This window comes from Bacillus sp. FSL L8-0099 (genome assembly GCF_038006385.1).
Lineage (GTDB): Bacteria > Bacillota > Bacilli > Bacillales > Bacillaceae_G > Bacillus_A > Bacillus_A toyonensis.
In genome coordinates, this window is the sequence record NZ_JBBOVC010000001.1 from 759,001 (window position 1) to 777,182 (window position 18,182).

General features: G+C 35.8%; 20 protein-coding genes and 1 riboswitch. Of the genes, 9 read left to right on the forward strand and 11 right to left on the reverse strand.

Going from position 1 to position 18,182, the window contains the following annotated elements; translation table 11 throughout:
* The first annotated feature begins 4 nt into the window (after positions 1 to 4).
* From kdpB to kdpDN, 3 genes are read left to right on the forward strand one after another with little or no spacing between them, the layout of a single operon-like run.
* A complete protein-coding gene (kdpB, locus tag MHH42_RS03880) occupies positions 5 to 2,095 on the forward strand; it encodes a potassium-transporting ATPase subunit KdpB (protein WP_340892907.1) in 2,091 nt (696 codons plus the stop codon).
* Positions 2,096 to 2,111: 16 nt separating this feature from the next.
* Positions 2,112 to 2,693, forward strand: coding sequence for a K(+)-transporting ATPase subunit C (kdpC, locus tag MHH42_RS03885; protein WP_001085547.1), 582 nt, complete (start codon positions 2,112 to 2,114; stop codon positions 2,691 to 2,693).
* A gap of 56 nt (positions 2,694 to 2,749) precedes the next feature.
* Positions 2,750 to 3,904, forward strand: a complete 1,155-nt coding sequence (gene kdpDN, locus MHH42_RS03890) for a KdpD-like non-kinase potassium sensor (protein ID WP_340892909.1) — start codon at positions 2,750 to 2,752, stop codon at positions 3,902 to 3,904.
* A 23-nt stretch (positions 3,905 to 3,927) separates the two neighbouring features.
* Here kdpDN and MHH42_RS03895 read toward each other — a convergent pair whose 3' ends face one another.
* The gene (locus MHH42_RS03895) at positions 3,928 to 5,109 is read right to left on the reverse strand and encodes an MFS transporter (protein WP_340892911.1); all 1,182 of its coding nucleotides are present in this window, start codon (positions 5,107 to 5,109) and stop codon (positions 3,928 to 3,930) included.
* A 139-nt stretch (positions 5,110 to 5,248) separates the two neighbouring features.
* Here MHH42_RS03895 and MHH42_RS03900 point away from each other — a divergent pair, with 139 nt between their 5' ends.
* The 3 genes from MHH42_RS03900 (at position 5,249) to MHH42_RS03910 (ending at position 7,024) form a co-directional block, all read left to right on the forward strand.
* Positions 5,249 to 5,710 carry a MarR family transcriptional regulator gene (locus MHH42_RS03900; RefSeq protein ID WP_000442447.1) on the forward strand — a complete coding sequence of 154 codons (462 nt, stop codon included), beginning with the start codon at positions 5,249 to 5,251 and terminating at the stop codon, positions 5,708 to 5,710.
* Between the two features lie 128 nt (positions 5,711 to 5,838).
* Positions 5,839 to 6,693, forward strand: coding sequence for a patatin-like phospholipase family protein (locus MHH42_RS03905; RefSeq protein ID WP_000892699.1), 855 nt, complete (start codon positions 5,839 to 5,841; stop codon positions 6,691 to 6,693).
* 127 nt (positions 6,694 to 6,820) lie between these two features.
* Positions 6,821 to 7,024 (forward strand): hypothetical protein, encoded by a 204-nt coding sequence (locus tag MHH42_RS03910; protein WP_000432816.1) that lies wholly within the window; start codon positions 6,821 to 6,823, stop codon positions 7,022 to 7,024.
* 331 nt (positions 7,025 to 7,355) lie between these two features.
* Here MHH42_RS03910 and MHH42_RS03915 read toward each other — a convergent pair whose 3' ends face one another.
* The 4 genes from MHH42_RS03915 to MHH42_RS03930 all read right to left on the reverse strand — a co-directional run bounded on the left by MHH42_RS03915 (position 7,356) and on the right by MHH42_RS03930 (position 12,518).
* Positions 7,356 to 8,351 (reverse strand): ABC transporter permease, encoded by a 996-nt coding sequence (locus tag MHH42_RS03915; protein ID WP_016107845.1) that lies wholly within the window; start codon positions 8,349 to 8,351, stop codon positions 7,356 to 7,358.
* Positions 8,335 to 9,822, reverse strand: a complete 1,488-nt coding sequence (locus MHH42_RS03920) for a sugar ABC transporter ATP-binding protein (protein WP_002105611.1) — start codon at positions 9,820 to 9,822, stop codon at positions 8,335 to 8,337. The genes MHH42_RS03915 and MHH42_RS03920 overlap by 17 nt, the downstream gene beginning before the upstream one ends.
* On the reverse strand, positions 9,819 to 10,931 hold the full coding sequence (locus MHH42_RS03925) for a sugar ABC transporter substrate-binding protein (RefSeq protein ID WP_000732072.1): 1,113 nt from the start codon (positions 10,929 to 10,931) through the stop codon (positions 9,819 to 9,821). Before MHH42_RS03925 ends, MHH42_RS03920 begins: the two co-directional genes overlap by 4 nt.
* An 88-nt stretch (positions 10,932 to 11,019) precedes the next feature.
* Positions 11,020 to 11,125, reverse strand: a riboswitch (SAM riboswitch).
* A gap of 91 nt (positions 11,126 to 11,216) precedes the next feature.
* The gene (locus MHH42_RS03930) at positions 11,217 to 12,518 is read right to left on the reverse strand and encodes an NCS2 family permease (protein WP_340892913.1); all 1,302 of its coding nucleotides are present in this window, start codon (positions 12,516 to 12,518) and stop codon (positions 11,217 to 11,219) included.
* A gap of 202 nt (positions 12,519 to 12,720) precedes the next feature.
* On the opposite strand from MHH42_RS03930, the gene MHH42_RS03935 reads away from it, so the two are divergent.
* The 3 genes from MHH42_RS03935 to MHH42_RS03945 all read left to right on the forward strand — a co-directional run bounded on the left by MHH42_RS03935 (position 12,721) and on the right by MHH42_RS03945 (position 14,772).
* The gene (locus MHH42_RS03935; RefSeq protein WP_001136296.1) at positions 12,721 to 13,587 is read left to right on the forward strand and encodes an SDR family oxidoreductase; all 867 of its coding nucleotides are present in this window, start codon (positions 12,721 to 12,723) and stop codon (positions 13,585 to 13,587) included.
* 68 nt (positions 13,588 to 13,655) lie between these two features.
* Positions 13,656 to 14,417, forward strand: a complete 762-nt coding sequence (locus tag MHH42_RS03940) for a L,D-transpeptidase (RefSeq protein ID WP_000756371.1) — start codon at positions 13,656 to 13,658, stop codon at positions 14,415 to 14,417.
* Positions 14,418 to 14,520: 103 nt separating this feature from the next.
* Complete coding sequence (locus MHH42_RS03945; protein ID WP_000834196.1) at positions 14,521 to 14,772, forward strand: hypothetical protein; 252 nt, start codon at positions 14,521 to 14,523, stop codon at positions 14,770 to 14,772.
* Between the two features lie 33 nt (positions 14,773 to 14,805).
* On the opposite strand, the gene MHH42_RS03950 is transcribed toward MHH42_RS03945, so the two are convergent.
* The 6 genes from MHH42_RS03950 to MHH42_RS03975 form a co-directional block, all read right to left on the reverse strand.
* The gene (locus MHH42_RS03950; RefSeq protein WP_001115393.1) at positions 14,806 to 15,021 is read right to left on the reverse strand and encodes a DUF1540 domain-containing protein; all 216 of its coding nucleotides are present in this window, start codon (positions 15,019 to 15,021) and stop codon (positions 14,806 to 14,808) included.
* Between the two features lie 72 nt (positions 15,022 to 15,093).
* Positions 15,094 to 15,549, reverse strand: a complete 456-nt coding sequence (locus MHH42_RS03955; RefSeq protein ID WP_000738448.1) for a thioredoxin family protein — start codon at positions 15,547 to 15,549, stop codon at positions 15,094 to 15,096.
* A gap of 12 nt (positions 15,550 to 15,561) precedes the next feature.
* Complete coding sequence (locus MHH42_RS03960; RefSeq protein WP_000532269.1) at positions 15,562 to 15,981, reverse strand: disulfide formation protein C; 420 nt, start codon at positions 15,979 to 15,981, stop codon at positions 15,562 to 15,564.
* Between the two features lie 164 nt (positions 15,982 to 16,145).
* Positions 16,146 to 16,394, reverse strand: a complete 249-nt coding sequence (locus tag MHH42_RS03965) for a YhdB family protein (RefSeq protein WP_001195459.1) — start codon at positions 16,392 to 16,394, stop codon at positions 16,146 to 16,148.
* A gap of 118 nt (positions 16,395 to 16,512) precedes the next feature.
* Complete coding sequence (locus MHH42_RS03970; RefSeq protein WP_000761016.1) at positions 16,513 to 17,022, reverse strand: PCYCGC domain-containing protein; 510 nt, start codon at positions 17,020 to 17,022, stop codon at positions 16,513 to 16,515.
* Positions 17,023 to 17,067: 45 nt separating this feature from the next.
* On the reverse strand, positions 17,068 to 18,177 hold the full coding sequence (locus MHH42_RS03975; protein ID WP_000840374.1) for a GerAB/ArcD/ProY family transporter: 1,110 nt from the start codon (positions 18,175 to 18,177) through the stop codon (positions 17,068 to 17,070).
* Positions 18,178 to 18,182: the final 5 nt, after the last annotated feature.

Consider the following 18,182-nt stretch of genomic DNA (forward strand, 5'->3'; position numbering starts at 1 on the left):
AATAATGAGACCGGTAGTAGTAAAAGAAAAACAATTGAACGATTCACAAATACATGCTGTAGAAGATGAAGTTAGACAAGCGAAAACGTTGGATCGTGATATCGTGACGCATGCGATGAAACAATCCTTTGCGAAATTGAATCCGAAAGTAATGATAAAGAATCCGATTATGTTCATTGTGGAAATTGGGTTTATCATTACGTTCATTTTATCTTTTCTCTCAAGCAGTTCTAGTAGTGTACCAGGATGGTTTAATATAACAGTTTCTCTCATTCTATTATTTACAGTTTTATTTGCTAACTTTGCAGAAGCGTTAGCTGAAGGCCGTGGTAAAGCGCAAGCCGATTCTTTAAAACAATCGAAGAAAGATGTGTTTGCAAATGTCGTAAAAGAAAATGGAGACATTGTTCAAGTTTCAGCAACTGATCTGAGAAAAGGTGACGTTGTTATCGTAAAACAAGGGGAAATGATTCCAAATGATGGTGAAGTAATAAAAGGGTTAGCGTCTGTCGATGAATCTGCAATAACAGGAGAATCAGCCCCTGTTATAAAGGAAGCGGGTGGCGATTTTTGTTCCGTAACAGGTGGAACGATGGTGGTAAGTGATGAAATTACAATTGTTATTACAAGTAATCCTGGAGAATCATTTATTGATAAAATGATTTCATTAGTAGAAGGGGCTGCTCGTCAAAAAACGCCGAATGAGATTGCTTTAAATACAGTATTAACGAGTTTAACGCTTATTTTCTTAATCGTTGTTGTGACGTTGCCAATTTTCACGAATTATTTAGGGTTTCAAATTGATACAGCTGTACTTGTAGCATTGTTAGTTTGTTTAATTCCAACGACAATTGGTGGGTTATTATCGGCAATTGGTATAGCTGGGATGGACCGCGTGACAAAGTTTAACGTGTTAGCAATGTCAGGGAAAGCAGTAGAAGCTGCGGGCGATATTAATACAATTATTTTAGATAAAACAGGTACGATTACTTTCGGGAACCGAATGGCACATACACTGCTTCCAGTAGGAAATGAAACGATTGAGCAAGTTGGAAAGTGGGCTGCTATTAGTTCTGTTTTAGATGAAACACCAGAAGGCCGATCTGTTATAGAATATGTGCAAACGAAATCTATATCATATAATCGAGAACTTGCAGAACAAGGGGAGTTCGTTCCGTTTAAAGCAGAAACAAGAATGAGTGGTGTCGATTTACAGGACGGAACGAAAGTGAGAAAAGGTGCTGTAGGTAGCGTGATTGAATGGGTTCGATCACAAGGTGGAAAGATTCCAAAAGATGTGAATCAAAAAGCAGATTTCATTTCAAAAGAGGGTGGAACACCACTTGTAGTGGCAGTAGATGATCGTATTTACGGTTTAATTTATTTAAAGGATACGGTAAAACCTGGTATGCGTGAGCGTTTTGAACAATTACGTCAGATGGGGATTAAAACGGTTATGTGTACAGGGGATAACCCATTAACAGCAGCAACAATTGCAAAAGAAGCAGGTGTAGATGAATTCGTTGCCGAGTGTAAACCAGAAGATAAAATTGCAGTTATTAAAGCAGAGCAAGATAAAGGGAAGCTTGTAGCGATGACAGGTGATGGTACAAATGATGCGCCGGCGTTAGCGCAAGCCGACGTTGGATTAGCGATGAATAGCGGTACGACAGCTGCAAAAGAAGCAGCAAATATGATTGATTTAGACTCGAATCCAACGAAAATTATTGAGGTTGTAGGAATTGGTAAGCAATTGTTAATGACGCGCGGGGCGTTAACAACGTTTAGTATTGCGAATGATATAGCAAAATATTTTGCAATTATTCCAGCGATGTTCACACTTGCGATTCCGCAAATGGAAGCATTGAACATTATGAAATTAACGTCACCACTGTCAGCAATTTTATCAGCATTAATATTTAACGCTGTTATTATTCCATTACTTATTCCATTAGCGATGAAAGGAATCGCATATAAACCGATGAGCTCTAATGCATTGCTTAGCAGAAACTTACTCATTTACGGGCTTGGCGGGGTTATCGTTCCGTTCATTGGAATTAAGGTAATTGATATGATTGTCGGCTTGTTCATATAAGGAAGAGGGGAAAAAGATGGCGAAGAAACAAAGTATACTATCACCAATTATTCGTATTACTTTTACATTTTTAGTTTTGTGCGGCCTCGTATACCCGCTTATTGTAACTGGTATTGCACAAGCGGTAATGAAGGATAATGCGGATGGAAGTCTTATATATAATGATAAGGATGAAATAGTTGGTTCGAAGTTAATCGGTCAAAATTTCACAGATCCACGTTATTTTCATGGACGTGTCTCTAGTATAGAATATAAAGCAGAAGCATCTGGTTCAAATAACTATGCACCGTCTAATCCAGATTTAGAGAAACGAGTAGAGAAAAGTATGGAAGACTGGAAGAAACAAAATCCAACCGTTCCAGTTACAGAAGTACCGATAGACTTAGTGACGAATTCAGGTTCAGGGCTTGATCCTGACATTAGTCCAAAGGCAGCGTCTGTGCAGGTAGATCGCATCTCTAAATTAACGAATATTCCGAAAGAAAAGTTAAATCAATTGATTAAGGAACAAACAGAAGGTGCTGCCCTCGGTTTATTTGGAGAAGATCGCGTAAACGTCTTAAAGTTAAACTTAGAATTACAGAAATTAATGAAATAGTAACAGTACTACCTCAATCTAACGGATTGAGGTAGTGTTGTTTCGCAAGAAGGGTTGTGAGTGTTTTGTATGCGGATGATTATAAACCGACGTTTCAAAGGCGAACGCCAGAGGAATATTTAGAATACATTCGTCAACAAAATCGTGGAAAATTAAAGCTATACGTAGGGGCTGCCCCAGGCGTAGGGAAAAGTTATAAAATGCTTTTTGATGCACGAGAGATGAAAAAAGACGGCATTGATATTGTAATTGGTTTAATTGAAACACATGGTAGAAAAGAGACGGAAGAAGCAATTGCTGATTTAGAAAAAGTTCCTTTAAAAGAAATAGAGTATAAAGGAAAAGTATTTTATGAACTTGATGTAGAAGGAATTATAAAGCGTGGCCCGCAAGTAGTTGTAGTGGATGAACTTGCACATAGTAACATTCCTGGGTCTAAAAATAAGAAGCGTTACATGGATGTGCAAGAATTGTTAGATGCCGGTATATCTGTATTATCTGCGTTTAATATTCAACATTTAGAAAGCGTTCATGACATTGTAGCTCAAATTACGAATGTAAAAGTACGGGAACGTATTCCAGATTTTATTTTACAAAAAGCAAATGAAATTCAGCTCGTTGATGCAACGCCTGAGGTATTAAGGAAGAGATTAATAGATGGAAAGATATATAAGGAAGAAAAAATTCAGCAGAGCTTACAAAATTTCTTTACGCTTAATAATCTAGGGGCACTTAGGGAATTATCACTTCGAGAAGTTGCTGATGATATGGACGAGAAAATTAGCCAAACAGTAATAGAACCAATTGGCGTAAAAGAAAAAATTCTCGTTTGTGTACAATACAGTTCAACAGCGGAGAAATTAATAAGACGGGGATGGCGCATGGCTGATCGGTTAAATGCTGAATTGTACGTATTAAACGTTGAGAGGGAAAATATAGATTCTATTTCAGCTGAAAAAAAGCAGACGATTGAAGAGTGGAAATCGTTAACCAATCAATTTGATGCGAGTTTTGTATTAGAAGAAGCAAAAGGAAGAAAACCAGCTGATGTTATTATCGAAGTTGCCCAGAGACTACAAGTAACACAAGTTTTACTCGGACAATCAGCGAGAACAAGATGGGAAGAAATACGAAAAGGTTCTATTGTAAATGAAATTATGAGACAAACAAAGTATATTGATATTCATATTGTTGCGGATCAAAGAGCTTAAATAGAGCCCACCTTTCGAGGGCTCTATTTTGCCTTTTGTGCGGTAGAGAAACGTAACATTTTTATTGCGTATAAAACTATAAGTAGAAATGTAACTGCTCCTATAAAGAAAATCCAAAAGTAATTTTGATTAAATAAAAGAAACCCACCTACAATAGGTCCTGTACCCATGCCAAAATAGCGAATGAAGTTGTACATACCGATAGCTGTTGCGCGTTCTTGTACGAATTCTTCCGTTAATAAAGTAGTGTGAGTTGGCATAGAAAGTCCCATGCTAAAACCGTATAAAGAGGTAACGATAATGACGGTTGGGATATTGTTGCTATATGCTAAAGAGAATAAAGTGATACATATAATATTGAAGAAACTAGTGATGAATAAAGCTTGCTTTGTTGTGAACTGTTTTTGCAAAAATTTGTAGCAATAACTTCCTAACATAATAGAAAGGGATATTGGTACAAACATAAGACCAATTTCACTTGCGTGTAGATGATATATATTTGTTAATATGCTAGGCAAAAAAACCAGGAAACAGAAATACATACAAAATTGAATAAAGCCAATAAGTGTAATAGAAAATCCAGTTTTATTTTTTAAGATAAGCCAGTAATTCTTTTTTACTTTAGGTTGTTTAATTACATTTGGTTTTGTTTCTGGAAGTAGTGAAATGTTTATAATTAATAAGATGATGCCAATTGTAGATAAAAACAGAAATACAGATAAGTGGCCGTGTATACTGCCGAGATAACCACCTATAAGAGGGCCGATCGCAGGTGCGAGAGCAAGTAACATTTGATAAAGGCTCATCGCTTCTCCGCGTTCTTTTCCTTCAAATAAATCACCGATAATCGTTGCTGCAACTACAGGTATAGCCGCTATTCCTATAGCTTGAACAGCTCTAAAAAATAGAAATAAGTAAATGTTTGGTGAGAAAGCACAACCAATTGAGCCGATTGTACTAATAATTAAACTAGGGATAAGGACAGATTTTCTTCCTTTTGTATCAATTAAAGGTCCGTATATGAGCTGCATAATCGCAAGAATGAATGTGAAAAGTGAAACGGTTAAACTTACAAGATAAAGAGAAGTATGAAACGAATTTTGAATCATCGGTAAGATCGGTGTGTAAATATTTTGAGCGAAGGAATTGAGTAAGGCACTCATACAGACAACATATAAAATGAAATTCAGTTTGGTTTTTTCCATAATGCTAACCTCCTTATTTTTAGTTTCCTGGGAAACTAAATTTATTTTAACATGATTTTCTCACTTGTAAAGATGGAGAAATGATTTTAAAATGGTATATAGTTAAATTGTTTCTTTGGAAACTTAGGAGGCGAATGGATTGGAACGTACAGCGAAACAAATGGAAATAATTTCGGATATTCGTACACTTTTTCATAAAAAAGAAGAGCATTTGAAAGAAAATAATGAGAAGTTTCTTCGTGAAACAGGTGTAAGTGGTATGTCTTTATCTGAGTTACATGTTATCGAGTGTATCGGACAAAATGGTCTCATGAATGTAACGGCTATTACGACAGAAATGGGAATGACGAAGGGCGCGATCTCTAAAATTTGTACAAAGTTATTTCAAAAGCAGTTCGTTGAGAAGATGCAAATGTTAGATAATCAAAAAGAAATTTTCTTCCGCTTAACGGAAAGAGGAAATGAAATATATAAAGCTCATGAAAAGTTGCATAAACAAGCGGAAGAAAAGTGGCTGTTACTTTTAGATGGATATACGAAAGAAGAGCAAGATTTTATTCAAAGGTTTATAAAGGATGTCTCTGATCATTTGGAAATATAATTGGAAGAAAAAATACTTTTTTCTCAAGCCTTTTGAATATAATTTCTGAAAGAACTCATATATAATAGAAAAAGATACTTAACATAGTGAATAATTAAAGAGTCAATATATATAGAGGAGAGAGTAACATGCTTGAAAATACGGGGTTAGTATTAGAAGGCGGCGGTATGCGTGGTGTATATACGGGCGGGATATTAGAATATTTTATGGAACAAGATTTATATTTTCCATATGTGATTGGTGTCTCGGCTGGTGCTTGTCATGCAGCGTCGTATCTTTCCAGACAAAGAAATAGAAATAAAACAGTCAATATTGATTATGCATCACATCCACAATATTTATCGTATAAAAATTTGTGGAAAAAACGTCAACTATTCGATATGGATTTCATTTTTCATGAAATTCCAGAAAAGCATGTGCCGTTTGATTTTGAAACATACTTCAATAGTCCAGAGCGTTTCCTTGTAGGGACAACAGATTGTGAAACAGGGCAATCTGTTTATTTTGAAAAAGAAGGAACGAATGATGATGCGCTAAATTTATTACAAGCGTCTAGTTCATTGCCTTTCATTGCACCGGTAGTAAATTACCGCGGTAAGCAATTGTTAGATGGCGGGATTTCTGATCCGATTCCAGTTCGTAAAGCGCAAGAAGACGGATTTAAAAAATCAGTCGTTATTTTAACGAGAAATCATGGTTACGCAAAGAAAAAATCAAAGTTTGGATGGGTTGCAGCGAAAGCTTATAAAAAATATCCGAACCTTGTTAACACGATGCTGAATCGTTATGAAGTGTATAATGAAACACTTCACTACATTGAAAAAGAAGAACAAGCTGGGAATTTATTTGTTATTCGCCCAGAAGTGCCGCTTCAAGTAGATCGTATGGAAAAAGATACAGCAAAATTACAAAGTTTATATGAGCAAGGCTATGAGGATGCAAAGAGACAATTTGCAGATTTACAGGCGTTTTTGCAAAAATAAATATTAGGCTGCGGAGAAGAATTTCTCTGCAGTCTTTTTTATTAGTGGTTTCAATACCGAATGTTGGTTATACAAATTTTCGGAATATGGTATAATATGGATAAAGGTATGTAGAGAGGTGATACATATGGAAAATGTATATAAAGGACTTAGACATACTGGATTTACTATGTTGCTTATTTTTGGTGGTGTATTTTTATTTCGTTTGCTCATGCATGATGAAATGTTATTAGATCAGCTTATTGGTTTTAGTATAGGAATGGTAATGATTATTTCATCAGTGTTCATTCAAAAGTATAGTAAAGAATTACAGGTAAATGAGAAATATTAAAGGTTTCTAACCTCTTTTAATTAGTTTGGTCGTAGAGGAGGTTTTCATTTCTTCTATTATTTATGTATTTAATAATGGAATGGGAGAGCTGATGATAGCAATCTTCTTAGGTGTTATAGCAATAGCAAACGGTCTTCTGCTCCTTGCGTTGAAGTAGTTCGTGTGATTGTTGCAAAAGGAAAGTAGCGCATTAACGGGCAGTAAGACCCCCACCTCAAAATTCGGCGAAAGCAAAGAAGTTAGGTGGGGGATCAACTGCCCGTAAATGCCCGATTGGTGAAGCCTAATAATAAGTGGGGGGAAGAAAACCCCCACTTATTAAAGTTTCACTTTATTTACGTTTCTTTTTAATAAATGAAAAAGCTAAAGCAGCAATTAAAATACTGCCTTTAATGATATCTTGTGCATAATAAGGAACGTTCATCATTGTAAGGCCGTTTAATATGATCCCGATTAATATGGAACCAAGAAATGTTCCGATGACATTTGGTTTCTTAGCACCGAACATTGCATAACCGATATAGGCAGCGGCAACTGCATCCATTAATAATGGGGCGCCAGCTGAAACTTGTCCTGTGCCAACGCGGCTACATAGAATAATTCCGCCAATAGAGGCAAGTAAACCGCTAATCATATAGGCATATACACGGTAACGATCAGTAGGAATACCAGCTAGTCTAGCAGCTTCTCGATTCCCACCTGTCATATAAAAGAAACGACCGTACGTTGTTTTTTCTAAAAATACATATGCAATCAAAACGACAATAAGCATGATAATGACAGGGACTGGAATTCCTAAGACAGAACCTTGACCGATAAATAAAAAGGATGGAATAAAATGTCCTTTGGCACCAGACATTCCTTCATAAATAGAAGATCCTTTTGAAAATGTTAAGTGTAGTCCATTCACGATATACATAATACTTAATGTAGCTAGTAAATCTGGTAGTTTAATTCGGATAACGAGTAGTGCATTTAATAATCCAACTAATAGCCCACAAAGAATAGGAACAAGGAGTGTGACTAATAGTTCTTGTCGATATAAAACGAGACAGGAAGCAGCTGCAATGGTTGCTAAACTAGCGGTAGAGCCGACTGATAAATCAAACCCATCTACAATTAATGTAAAGGTAACACCAATTGCAAGTAACGTTACGATAGAAATGGAGCGTAAAATATCACTAATATTGTTGTACGTTAAAAAAGAATCGTTGACGATAGAGAAGAAAATTGTAACACCTATAATGATAGCAATCGTACTAAATTGATAAAAAAGATGAGTAGGTAAATATAGTTTCTTAGTTTTTGTTTTATGAACGAGATTCAATGGAATAACTCCCTTCAGATAAATGTAAAAGCTGTTCAGGAGATAGTTCGTTTGGTAAGTATTCACCTACAAATTCTCCGTTTGCCAGTATAAGAATGCGATCAGCGATATGTAGTGCTTCATCTTGTTCTCCTGTGAAGTAAATTACGGAACTCCCGTTTTCAGTAATGTTACGAATGAATTGAAAAATGTCTTGTTTTGCAGCTATGTCTACACCTTTAGTTGGCTCGTCTAAAAGAAAGAGATTCGGTTTGAATCCATGCCACTTTGCAATCGAGACTTTTTGTTGATTTCCACCGCTAAGTGAATGAATAAAGGCTTTTGGGTCATTCGGTGAAATGCTGAAAGAAGAAATTGCCGCAGTAGCATTATTTAATTCGGTTTGTTTTCGTCTCCAACCTGATTGGTGTAAATTCGTGTGGCTTATAATATCTTCCGAAAGAAATACGCCTTGTTTTCTTCTTTCTTCTGGTACAAGTGCGATTTTCGCTTTAATCGCATCTCGCGGTGTTTTAATCGTTATATTTTGACCGTTTATTTCTGCGTGATAAGTATGATGAGCACCAAATAACGTTTCAGCAAGTGTTGTTTTGCCACTGCCAATTAATCCGTATATCACAACAGTTTCACCTTTCCGTACGGTGAGAGAAAGGGGAGAATGGTTTTTGTGTAATGGAAGTTCTTGTACTTTAAAGAATTCTTCGTTCCCTCGTTTTGGTGCTGCATTAATAGGAAGTGTAAGTTGTTTTCCAGTCATCGATTCTACAATTTGTTGATCTGTAACCTTTGTAATCGCATCAGAAAGTGCGACTTTACCATTATGTAATACAGTTACATCATCCGCGAAATTTCGAATCTCTGATAAACGATGAGAAATTAAGATGATGCCAATTCCTTTTGATGTTAAATCTTTTAATAGTTGCCCGAAGGTTTCAATTTCTTTCGGTCCAAGAGAAGAAGTAGGCTCATCTAATAAAAGATAATTTGTATTGTTGGATAAAGCTCTTGCGATAAGAAGTAATTGTTTTTCATGTAATGAGCAGTTTGAAACATCTTCAAAAATATTTAAATCAGCCTGTACAGTTTGCAAATGTTGTTTAGCGAGTGCGACTAATTTTGACTTTGAAAATAGTACTTTATTTTGCATTGCTAAATGATCGATAAGTACATTTTCTAATACAGATAATCCCGGAATAAGTCCGTGGTCTACTTCTTGTGTTACGAAAGAAATACCGTGCTTTTTTGCATCGCGTGGCGAAGGAAAGGAAACAGACTGATTATCAATTTTTATATCGCCAGCAACTGGTTGAATTTCACCAGTTGCTATTTTCAGTAGAGTACTTTTCCCAGCACCGTTCATTCCTAGTAGGGCATGAACTTTTCCTTTTTGAATATGGATAGAAACATCTTCTAGAACAGGTGTAGCGGCATGATAAGAATGTGTAATGTTTTGAAGAGAGAATGTCATCATTTTTTCTCCTTCTCTAATTTTTTCATCCAAGGAGAATACGCATCTTTCGAGTCTCCCCAACCGTTTATATGTTTTGATAATTGATCCATTGTTATATTTTCTTTTGGTAAACTATTTTTCTTTACTAAATAAGGTTCTAGTGAATAAATATCTGGCGTTTGTTCACCGGCAATTTTTTTGTATAAGAATCGTACTTGAACTTTCCCTACTTCAGCTGGATCCGTTGCAGCCGTAGCAGACCAAGGTGAGTTTTCTTTTTGCATAAGTTGTAAATCTTCATTACTTAAGTCAATGCTGTATACTTTTATATCTGTACGACCAGCTTGTTCAAGTGCTTTAACAGCTCCTTTAGCAAACTCATCCCACGAAGCGAAAATGGCTTGTAAATCTCCTTCTTTCGGATATTTTTTTAGTAAAGCTTCTACTTGTGTTTGTGTATCAAGTGGTGTGTTATTACTAGCAGTACCGAATCGCGCAACTTCTTTTATATTTGGATACCGTTTATAAAAAGCATCAATGATAACGTTACGACGTTCCATTGGAGCAAATCCGCCAACCCATACGACTGCGATATTTCCTTGTCCATTCAAATCTTCTGCTAACGTTTTTAATGATTTCCATGCAAGACTATAGTCATCTTGATCAATAATCGTTACACCTGGTAAGCGTAGATCGTTATCAAACGCGACTACGGGAATGTTCGCCTGTAACGCTTTTTCTACCCCAGGTTTTAATGCTTCAGATCGGCCATGATCAATTAAAATACCATCCACTTTTGAATTAATAGCAGTATCTAAATTTGCAGCCATTTTTGCTAAATCGTTATCAGAATTGTAGACTTGTACACTACCGCCAAATAGCTCGACTTGTTTTTTGACGCCCTCAATATATTGAGAGGAAAAAGTTCCGATAGACATTTGCATAATTAATGCGATTTTTAATGGCTTTTTTATTTGCTTTGGAATTTCTGTTTGTAAATGATTTTCAACTGTTGTAGTTACTTTTTTCACCGTTTGTTGCTTTTGTGAAGAGATAGCATCTTGTTCATTTGTACAAGCCGTCAATGTAAGTAATAGAAAAATAAGTACGATGGAACACAATTTTTTCATAAAAAAATCCCTCCTAAACTAAGAAGAGAGGGGAGGGAGTGAAAATAAAAAACGCCTTTTCATATAGAAAAGACGTCTTATCATATTACTCTTATCTTTCAACACAACGTGTTGTAAGAATTAGCACCGTGCCCATAAATGGGTCGGTTGCCGGGCTTCGTAGGGCTCATCCCTCCACCTGCTCTTGATAAGACATCGAATATTTAACTATTTTGAATTATTCCATGATTCTGTACAGTTGTCAAATGTTTTTTGAAAATAAAAAATCCCTCAGAAAGAGGGATTTTAATGTGGTAAGAATATCAATTGATAAGCGAACAAGATTCCGAATACATACACAAGTGGGTGAACAGAACGGAATTTACCTTTTGCCACTTTCATAAGTGGGGATGAAATAAATCCAAGTGCGATACCTGTTGCGATACTTGATGTAAGTGGCATGCTTAAGATTACTAAGAATGCTGGGAATGCTTCATCAAATGAATCCCAATCGATGTGGCGAACTGAACCCATCATAAGACTACCAACGATAATTAGTGATGGTGCAGTAATAGCTGATACACCAGATACAGCGCTCACTAATGGTCCAAAGAAAGCTGCTAATGCGAATAGAACAGCTACTGTAACTGTTGTTAAACCAGTACGGCCACCAGCTGCAACACCAGCAGAAGATTCAATGTAAGCTGTTGATGGTGTTGTTCCGAACATAGAACCGATTGTTGCTGAGAATGAGTCAGATAGAAGAGCTCGTCCTGCTTTTGGAAGCTTTCCGTCTTTCATAAATCCACCTTGTTGCGCAACGCCAAGTAGTGTACCTGTTGTATCGAATAGTGTAACAAGGAAGAATGAGAATACAACGCCGTATAATCCGTAGTTAATTACATCAGATACAGCAGTAATTGGATTTGATACGATAATTCCTTCTGGTAATCCAGGCATTGATGTAACACCGTTTGAGAACGTTAATTGTCCTGTGAAGAAAGCGATAAGACCAGTTAATAGCATGCCGATAAATAGCGCACCATTTACATTTAAAGACATAAGGACAATTGTAATTCCAAGTCCAGCTAATGCTAGTAGAACTGGAGCAGAGTGAAGATCACCAAGTCCAACTAAGTTTGCATCGTTTTTTGTAACGATACCTGTTAAACGTAAACCGATAAAGGCGATAAATAGTCCGATACCAGCAGTAATTGCGTGTTTTAAGTTTTCAGGAATGGCTTCCATTAATTTTGTACGGAAAGATGTGAATGATAACAAAATTAAAATCATACCTGCTACGAATACAGCAGAGAATGCAATTGCGAAAGTCATGCCTTCATGAGCTTTTACAACAGAGTAAGAGAAGTAAGCATTTAATCCCATACCTGGTGCAATTGCGATTGGTAAGTTTGTAAAGATCGCCATAAATAATGTTCCGACAACAGCAGCGATAATTGTTGCTGTAAATGCTTGTTCAAATGGAACACCTGCATCCCCAAGGATGACAGGGTTTACGACAATGATATATGCCATTGTTAAGAAGGTAATAATACCTGCCATAATTTCAGTTTTAATAGAAGTTTTATGTTTTGAAAGGTTAAACATATAAACATCCTTTCTGTTTACGAATAATTTTCACAACAGTTATATATAATATTCGTTTTTTAACTATTTTGCAATAGTTTTGTATAAAAAGTTTACAACAATTCATATTTTGTGTCTTAAATTCGAATATTAATCGTAAAACTATGTGTGAATTGTAGTTTTTTATTGTGCACATGATAAGGAAAAGGAGCTGAAGGAAGTTATGCCACAGCAAAAAAGCTTTTTAACAATGCCAGCCCAACATCAAAATAAACAGCCTGGTATTGAATCATTAATGAATCCACTTCCGCAGTTTGAAGATCCCAATTATAAGGGAAGTGAAAAGTTAAAGGGGAAGAATGTGTTAATTACAGGGGGAGATAGCGGGATTGGACGAGCTGTTTCCATCGCTTTTGCAAAAGAGGGTGCAAATATTGCAATTGCTTATTTAGATGAGGAGGAGGATGCGAATGAGACGAAACAACGTGTTGAAAAAGAAGGCGTAAAGTGTGTATTACTACCGGGAGATTTAAGTAATGAACAACATTGTAAAGATATTGTGGAAGAGACTGTTTCGCAGTTAGGTGGTTTAAATATTGTTGTGAATAACGTCGCACAGCAATATCCGCAGCAAGGACTAGAATATATTACAGCAGAACAGCTAGAAAAAACATTCCGTATTAATATTTTTTCTTATTTTCACGTTACGAAAGCAGCACTTTCTCACTTCAAACAAGGGGATGTCATTATAAATACGGCGTCTATCGTTGCATATGAAGGAAATGAAACTTTAATTGATTATTCTGCAACGAAAGGAGCTATCGTTGCTTTTACAAGATCTCTCTCTCAATCGTTAGTGCAAAAAGGAATTCGTGTAAATGGTGTTGCGCCAGGCCCGATTTGGACACCTCTTATTCCATCGAGCTTTGATGAGAAGAAAGTGTCACAGTTTGGAAGCAATGTTCCGATGCAAAGACCTGGTCAGCCATATGAATTAGCACCAGCATACGTATACTTAGCATCGGACGATTCATCTTATGTTACGGGGCAAATGATACATGTAAACGGAGGCGTTATCGTAAATGGATAGTTTTCATTTATAAGAGCAAAGTAAAGCTAATTGCATTTATTATGATGTTAGTGCTAGGGAGGATTTAGATGAAAAAAGTATTGTTTATCGTAATCCTATTTTTCTGCCTACCAGCTAGCGTTTTTGCTAATACAGATCATTTAATATTAGTTAATCTTACGACGAATCAGCTGTCTTTCTTTGAAGAAGGAAACTATACGAGAACGTTTCCGATAACGACTGGAAGAGATCGTACACCTACGCCAGAAGGTAATTTTTGTATTATAACTAAATATAAAAATAAAGAATACCATCGAAAAAAGATACGTGGTGGTGCACCAAACAACCCTCTCGGTACGAGGTGGCTTGGACTAGATAAAAAGGAATATGCGATTCACGGGACAAATCGGGAATGGACGATTGGAAGTAGGGAATCAAATGGTTGTATTCGCATGCATGACAAGGATATACAATGGTTATATGACCGAGTACAATTACAAACAAAAGTAATCATTTCTCGTTTTCATATGAGTCCGGAATATGAGGCAAATACACTTGGTTATCGTGTTGTGAGTTGGAATGGTCGTAAAGTAGAAGAAGAGCAAATAGGAATACTTACGTTAGTAGATCGCGCGGATATATATTGGCAAGAACCGAATGGGCAGTTAACAAAAGTGAAAACGGTATTGCCGAATGAAAGATATACGGTGTACTCAAAACGAAAAAATGGAATATATTATATAGGAAACAATTTGTATATTGTAGATGAAACAGGAGAAAAAATTCGTTACGAGCAAATTCCTACTTCGACTTTAAGTAATATATATAAACGGAAATACAATGTTCCGTAATAGCTACCGTTTTATAGGCGGTAGCTTATTTCTACTTGGAGTTTAACTGCAACTATTGTATTTTGCTGAATATAATACAATACAGATAGGGGGCGGTTACATTATGAAAAGCGAATTTGCATTTAAAGTTTTCTTAGTAACGACCTGTTTATTCATTGTGTATTTGTATGCGTTTCTCGTCTTTTCCTTTTATGTTCCATATGTTGATTTAATATTGTTCTTCGGATTTATTTGGGCTTTTGTAAAAGCAAGGGAAGGAGAAAAGAGTATATATAGGCGCATTACCCTATGTGGGACGGTTGTCCTCGTTATTTTGTACTTTTTTATCATGCATGATTTTTGGAGGGGAATGTAAAAAAGCATACGATTCATCGTATGCTTTTTATGTTTAATATTTTGGTTTAAATGTATGGCAACAAGTTTCTACACTCGTTGCTACAGAGCTTTCTAACGTCTCGTTTGTTAAAACCGCGCTTGTATACGAATCATTTTCAGTTTGACCAGCTTCATCTGCATCAGGCTGAACGATGATAGCACTTGCTTGACAAAAGTTACCTTGTCCCCAAAATGAGCAATTGGAAACAGAGCATTTTACTTCTGGCATAAAACCCCCTCCTTATACATTAGTGTGAGGTTTTACGCCCATTTCATGTGTAGAAGGAGTTTCCTTTTCTCGTTATTTCTTCGTTTGCTCAAGCCATTCTTTTAATTTGTCTTTCGATTGTTCGCCGCTAATACGGCTCACTTCTTTACCATCTTTAAAATGAATGATTGTTGGTGTACCTTGAATTTTATATTCATCCCAAGGAGCATCTAATTTTTCAATATCCATAACTTTCATATCAACATTCAAGTCTTTAGCCATCGGTACTACGACAGGAGATAATTTTTGGCAATGAACGCAAGATGTTTGATAAAAGTATACTGTTTCTTCTTTTTTCTCTTTTAAATTCTTTTGGAGATCTGAAAGAGAGATTTTATTTGTGTAGTAGTCAGCACCATCTGTTTGACTACCAGTAGCATTATCAATTTTTTGGCTAGTTGAAGCATTTTTTTCTTCCATTTGTGTGACAGCGAAAATTGCTACAAACAAGGCAATAATAATACCGCCAAATATAAGCATTTTTTTCATTCTTTCATCTCCTTATTTGTTTTTGATTACGATAAAGCTACAAACAGCGATTGTGATAAAGCCGATAAGTGCTAAAAACGGGATGGTCACAAAGCCGAACCAGTTTATGTATTCTCCCGTACAAGGTACGCGGCCGCAAGCTGCCCCAGCAGCTGAAAATGCTGCGATTTTTTGAATTGCATAGTGATATAAAGAAATACAAGCACCAATACTTGCGATTGGTAAAGAATAACTTGCAATGCGATAGTCTTTCTTTACTACAGCGATACCAAGCCATAAAACAAATGGATACATAAAAATACGCTGATACCAACAAAGGACACAAGGCTCAAATTTCATGATTTCGGAAAAGTATAGACTTCCTAATGTAGCAATAAATGAAGCTCCCCATGCAGTAAGTAAAGCATATTCTTGCTTTTTTTCTCGTCCCATATTTTATACCTCACTTATAATAGTTACATACTAAATTATAGTATGAAGTAGTAGGGAAAAGAAAGAAAAAATATGTTTATCAATAAAAGTTTTATAAGGAGAAACATTTATTGATATCAACATTTTAAAAAGCGCCATTCTCATAAAGAGAATAGCGCTATATTTTACATTTGAATTTGCTCTACTTCTTCTACATGTGACTTTTGAGATGCGTGGTCAATATATTGAAATAGGAGCTGCAATTGTTTATCAACTTCTGGTAGCTCTTTACTGTATTGATAAGCATGTAAAAAATGCTCAATACGCTTAGAAAATAATTGATCGTTCGTCTGAACCATGAGAACGAGTAATTTATCCCAATTACAGCAATACGTGTAATAGAGAGCTTTATCATAGTCGTTATATGTTTGCACTGTGTACCCTCCTTACCGAGAGTTATATATAGTGTGTGATAAGTAAGGAGAAATACACTTGAAAGAATTTGTTAAGAAAAAAAAGTGAATGAAAAAAAACGAGGTATTTCCTCGTTTTTTAAGCTTTTGGCATTGGCGTAGGTGTTGGTTTGCCATAGCCTTCTTTGTATTTATTGTCAATATAGTTACGAATTTCAAGCGTTGATTTTCCTTTTTGTTTCATCGTAGCTGATTCAACTGCGATTTCTAGGCAATTGACGCAAGTCGTTGCATGGGAATCCCAAACAACTTCACCATTCTTCTTAATTTCACGAATAAAGCAATTTTTATTGTTTTTATGTCCTACACTTTCACCGCAACCGCAGTAACATGGAATCCAATCTAATAGCTCTGCATTTTGTCCAGCGACAGTGTAAATGTCTTTCATTTGTGGATCAAGCTTGTCTAGGAAGGCAGGAAGTGTGTCGACTCCCTTTGTTTTTTCTTGAATGTCAGCTTGCTGCGTGTGCGATGCATGGTCATGCTCTTCTTTTGATTCAGATGATTTTTTTTCATTTGTACTAGTAGCTCCACATCCAGCAAGAATTAAACTCAGTACTGCAAGTAAAGAAAATACATATTTCTTCATACGCTTGTCCCCTTTACACATGTATTAATCAAATTGTATCAAATATCATGGTGTGTCGGGTGAAGATTCTTTCGACTTATTTTTGAAGCGCCACCGCAATGAATGGAATAGAAATAAAACTGGGATATAAGCGTATACAATATATAAACCAGCTTGAGACAGTACTGTATTCAATGTATTGATACTTTCGCGGTTTGTGAAATACAAGGATGAAATAAATATAGTTGCGATAAAAAATGGCAGTGTAATGTTAAATGGTATGCGAAAAGATTTCTTAGTAATGCAACAAGAAGACCAAATCGTTAAACAAAGGTTAGGTAAAATAATTAGATACCATAAGAAAATAATAATGTACTCAAACCTTTGGATAAAAGGAACCTTAATTATTTTTAGCATCGTTAATGTTGGCCAAATTGTATGATGTAGTTGCCCTTGGCTATAGTACATAAGGGACACAATCGCTAATATTACGTATAGAATGGTTGTAAAAGCAATACCGCTATGTGCCCATTTATTTAACGATTTTCCTTTTTTAATAAATGGATAAAAGATAAGGATTGCTTCAAATCCAAGAAATTCTAATGCAGATGCTTTCGCTGAAGTTAAAATGTCTAAAGGTGAATGAGCGAGAATTGGGAAAATGTTACGGACATGTGCGTATTTCATTGGGAAAACTAAGAAAAGTAGTACGAAAATCGGTATTATGACACCCCAAAAACATATTCCTGTTACAGAACGAAAGCCGCCTCTAATTATGTAATAAGTTACAAGTAAAAATAGTAAAGTTAATTTCCACGGTTTAATTGTAGGAAAGACCCAAACTTGAATGACTTCAATATATGTACGAAGAACAGTAAGACAAAATAATAGAAGGTATGCGGCAAAACATACGGAAAAAAATGTTCCAATCCACTTTCCAAAACATGTCGTATGAATATTCATTAAATCATTATCTTTTTCTAACATTTTAAGCATACAAAATAAAACGATATGAGTTGCAATACCAGCGATAATAAGAGAAATCCAAGCATCATAACCGGCATATTGCGCAATAATTCTTTGGTACCCTAACACACCTACTCCAATTTGAAGGGAGTGTAATAGAAGGAATGTGAAATAAGGGGAAACAGTATGTGTTTTATCTTGTTCAGCCATTATAG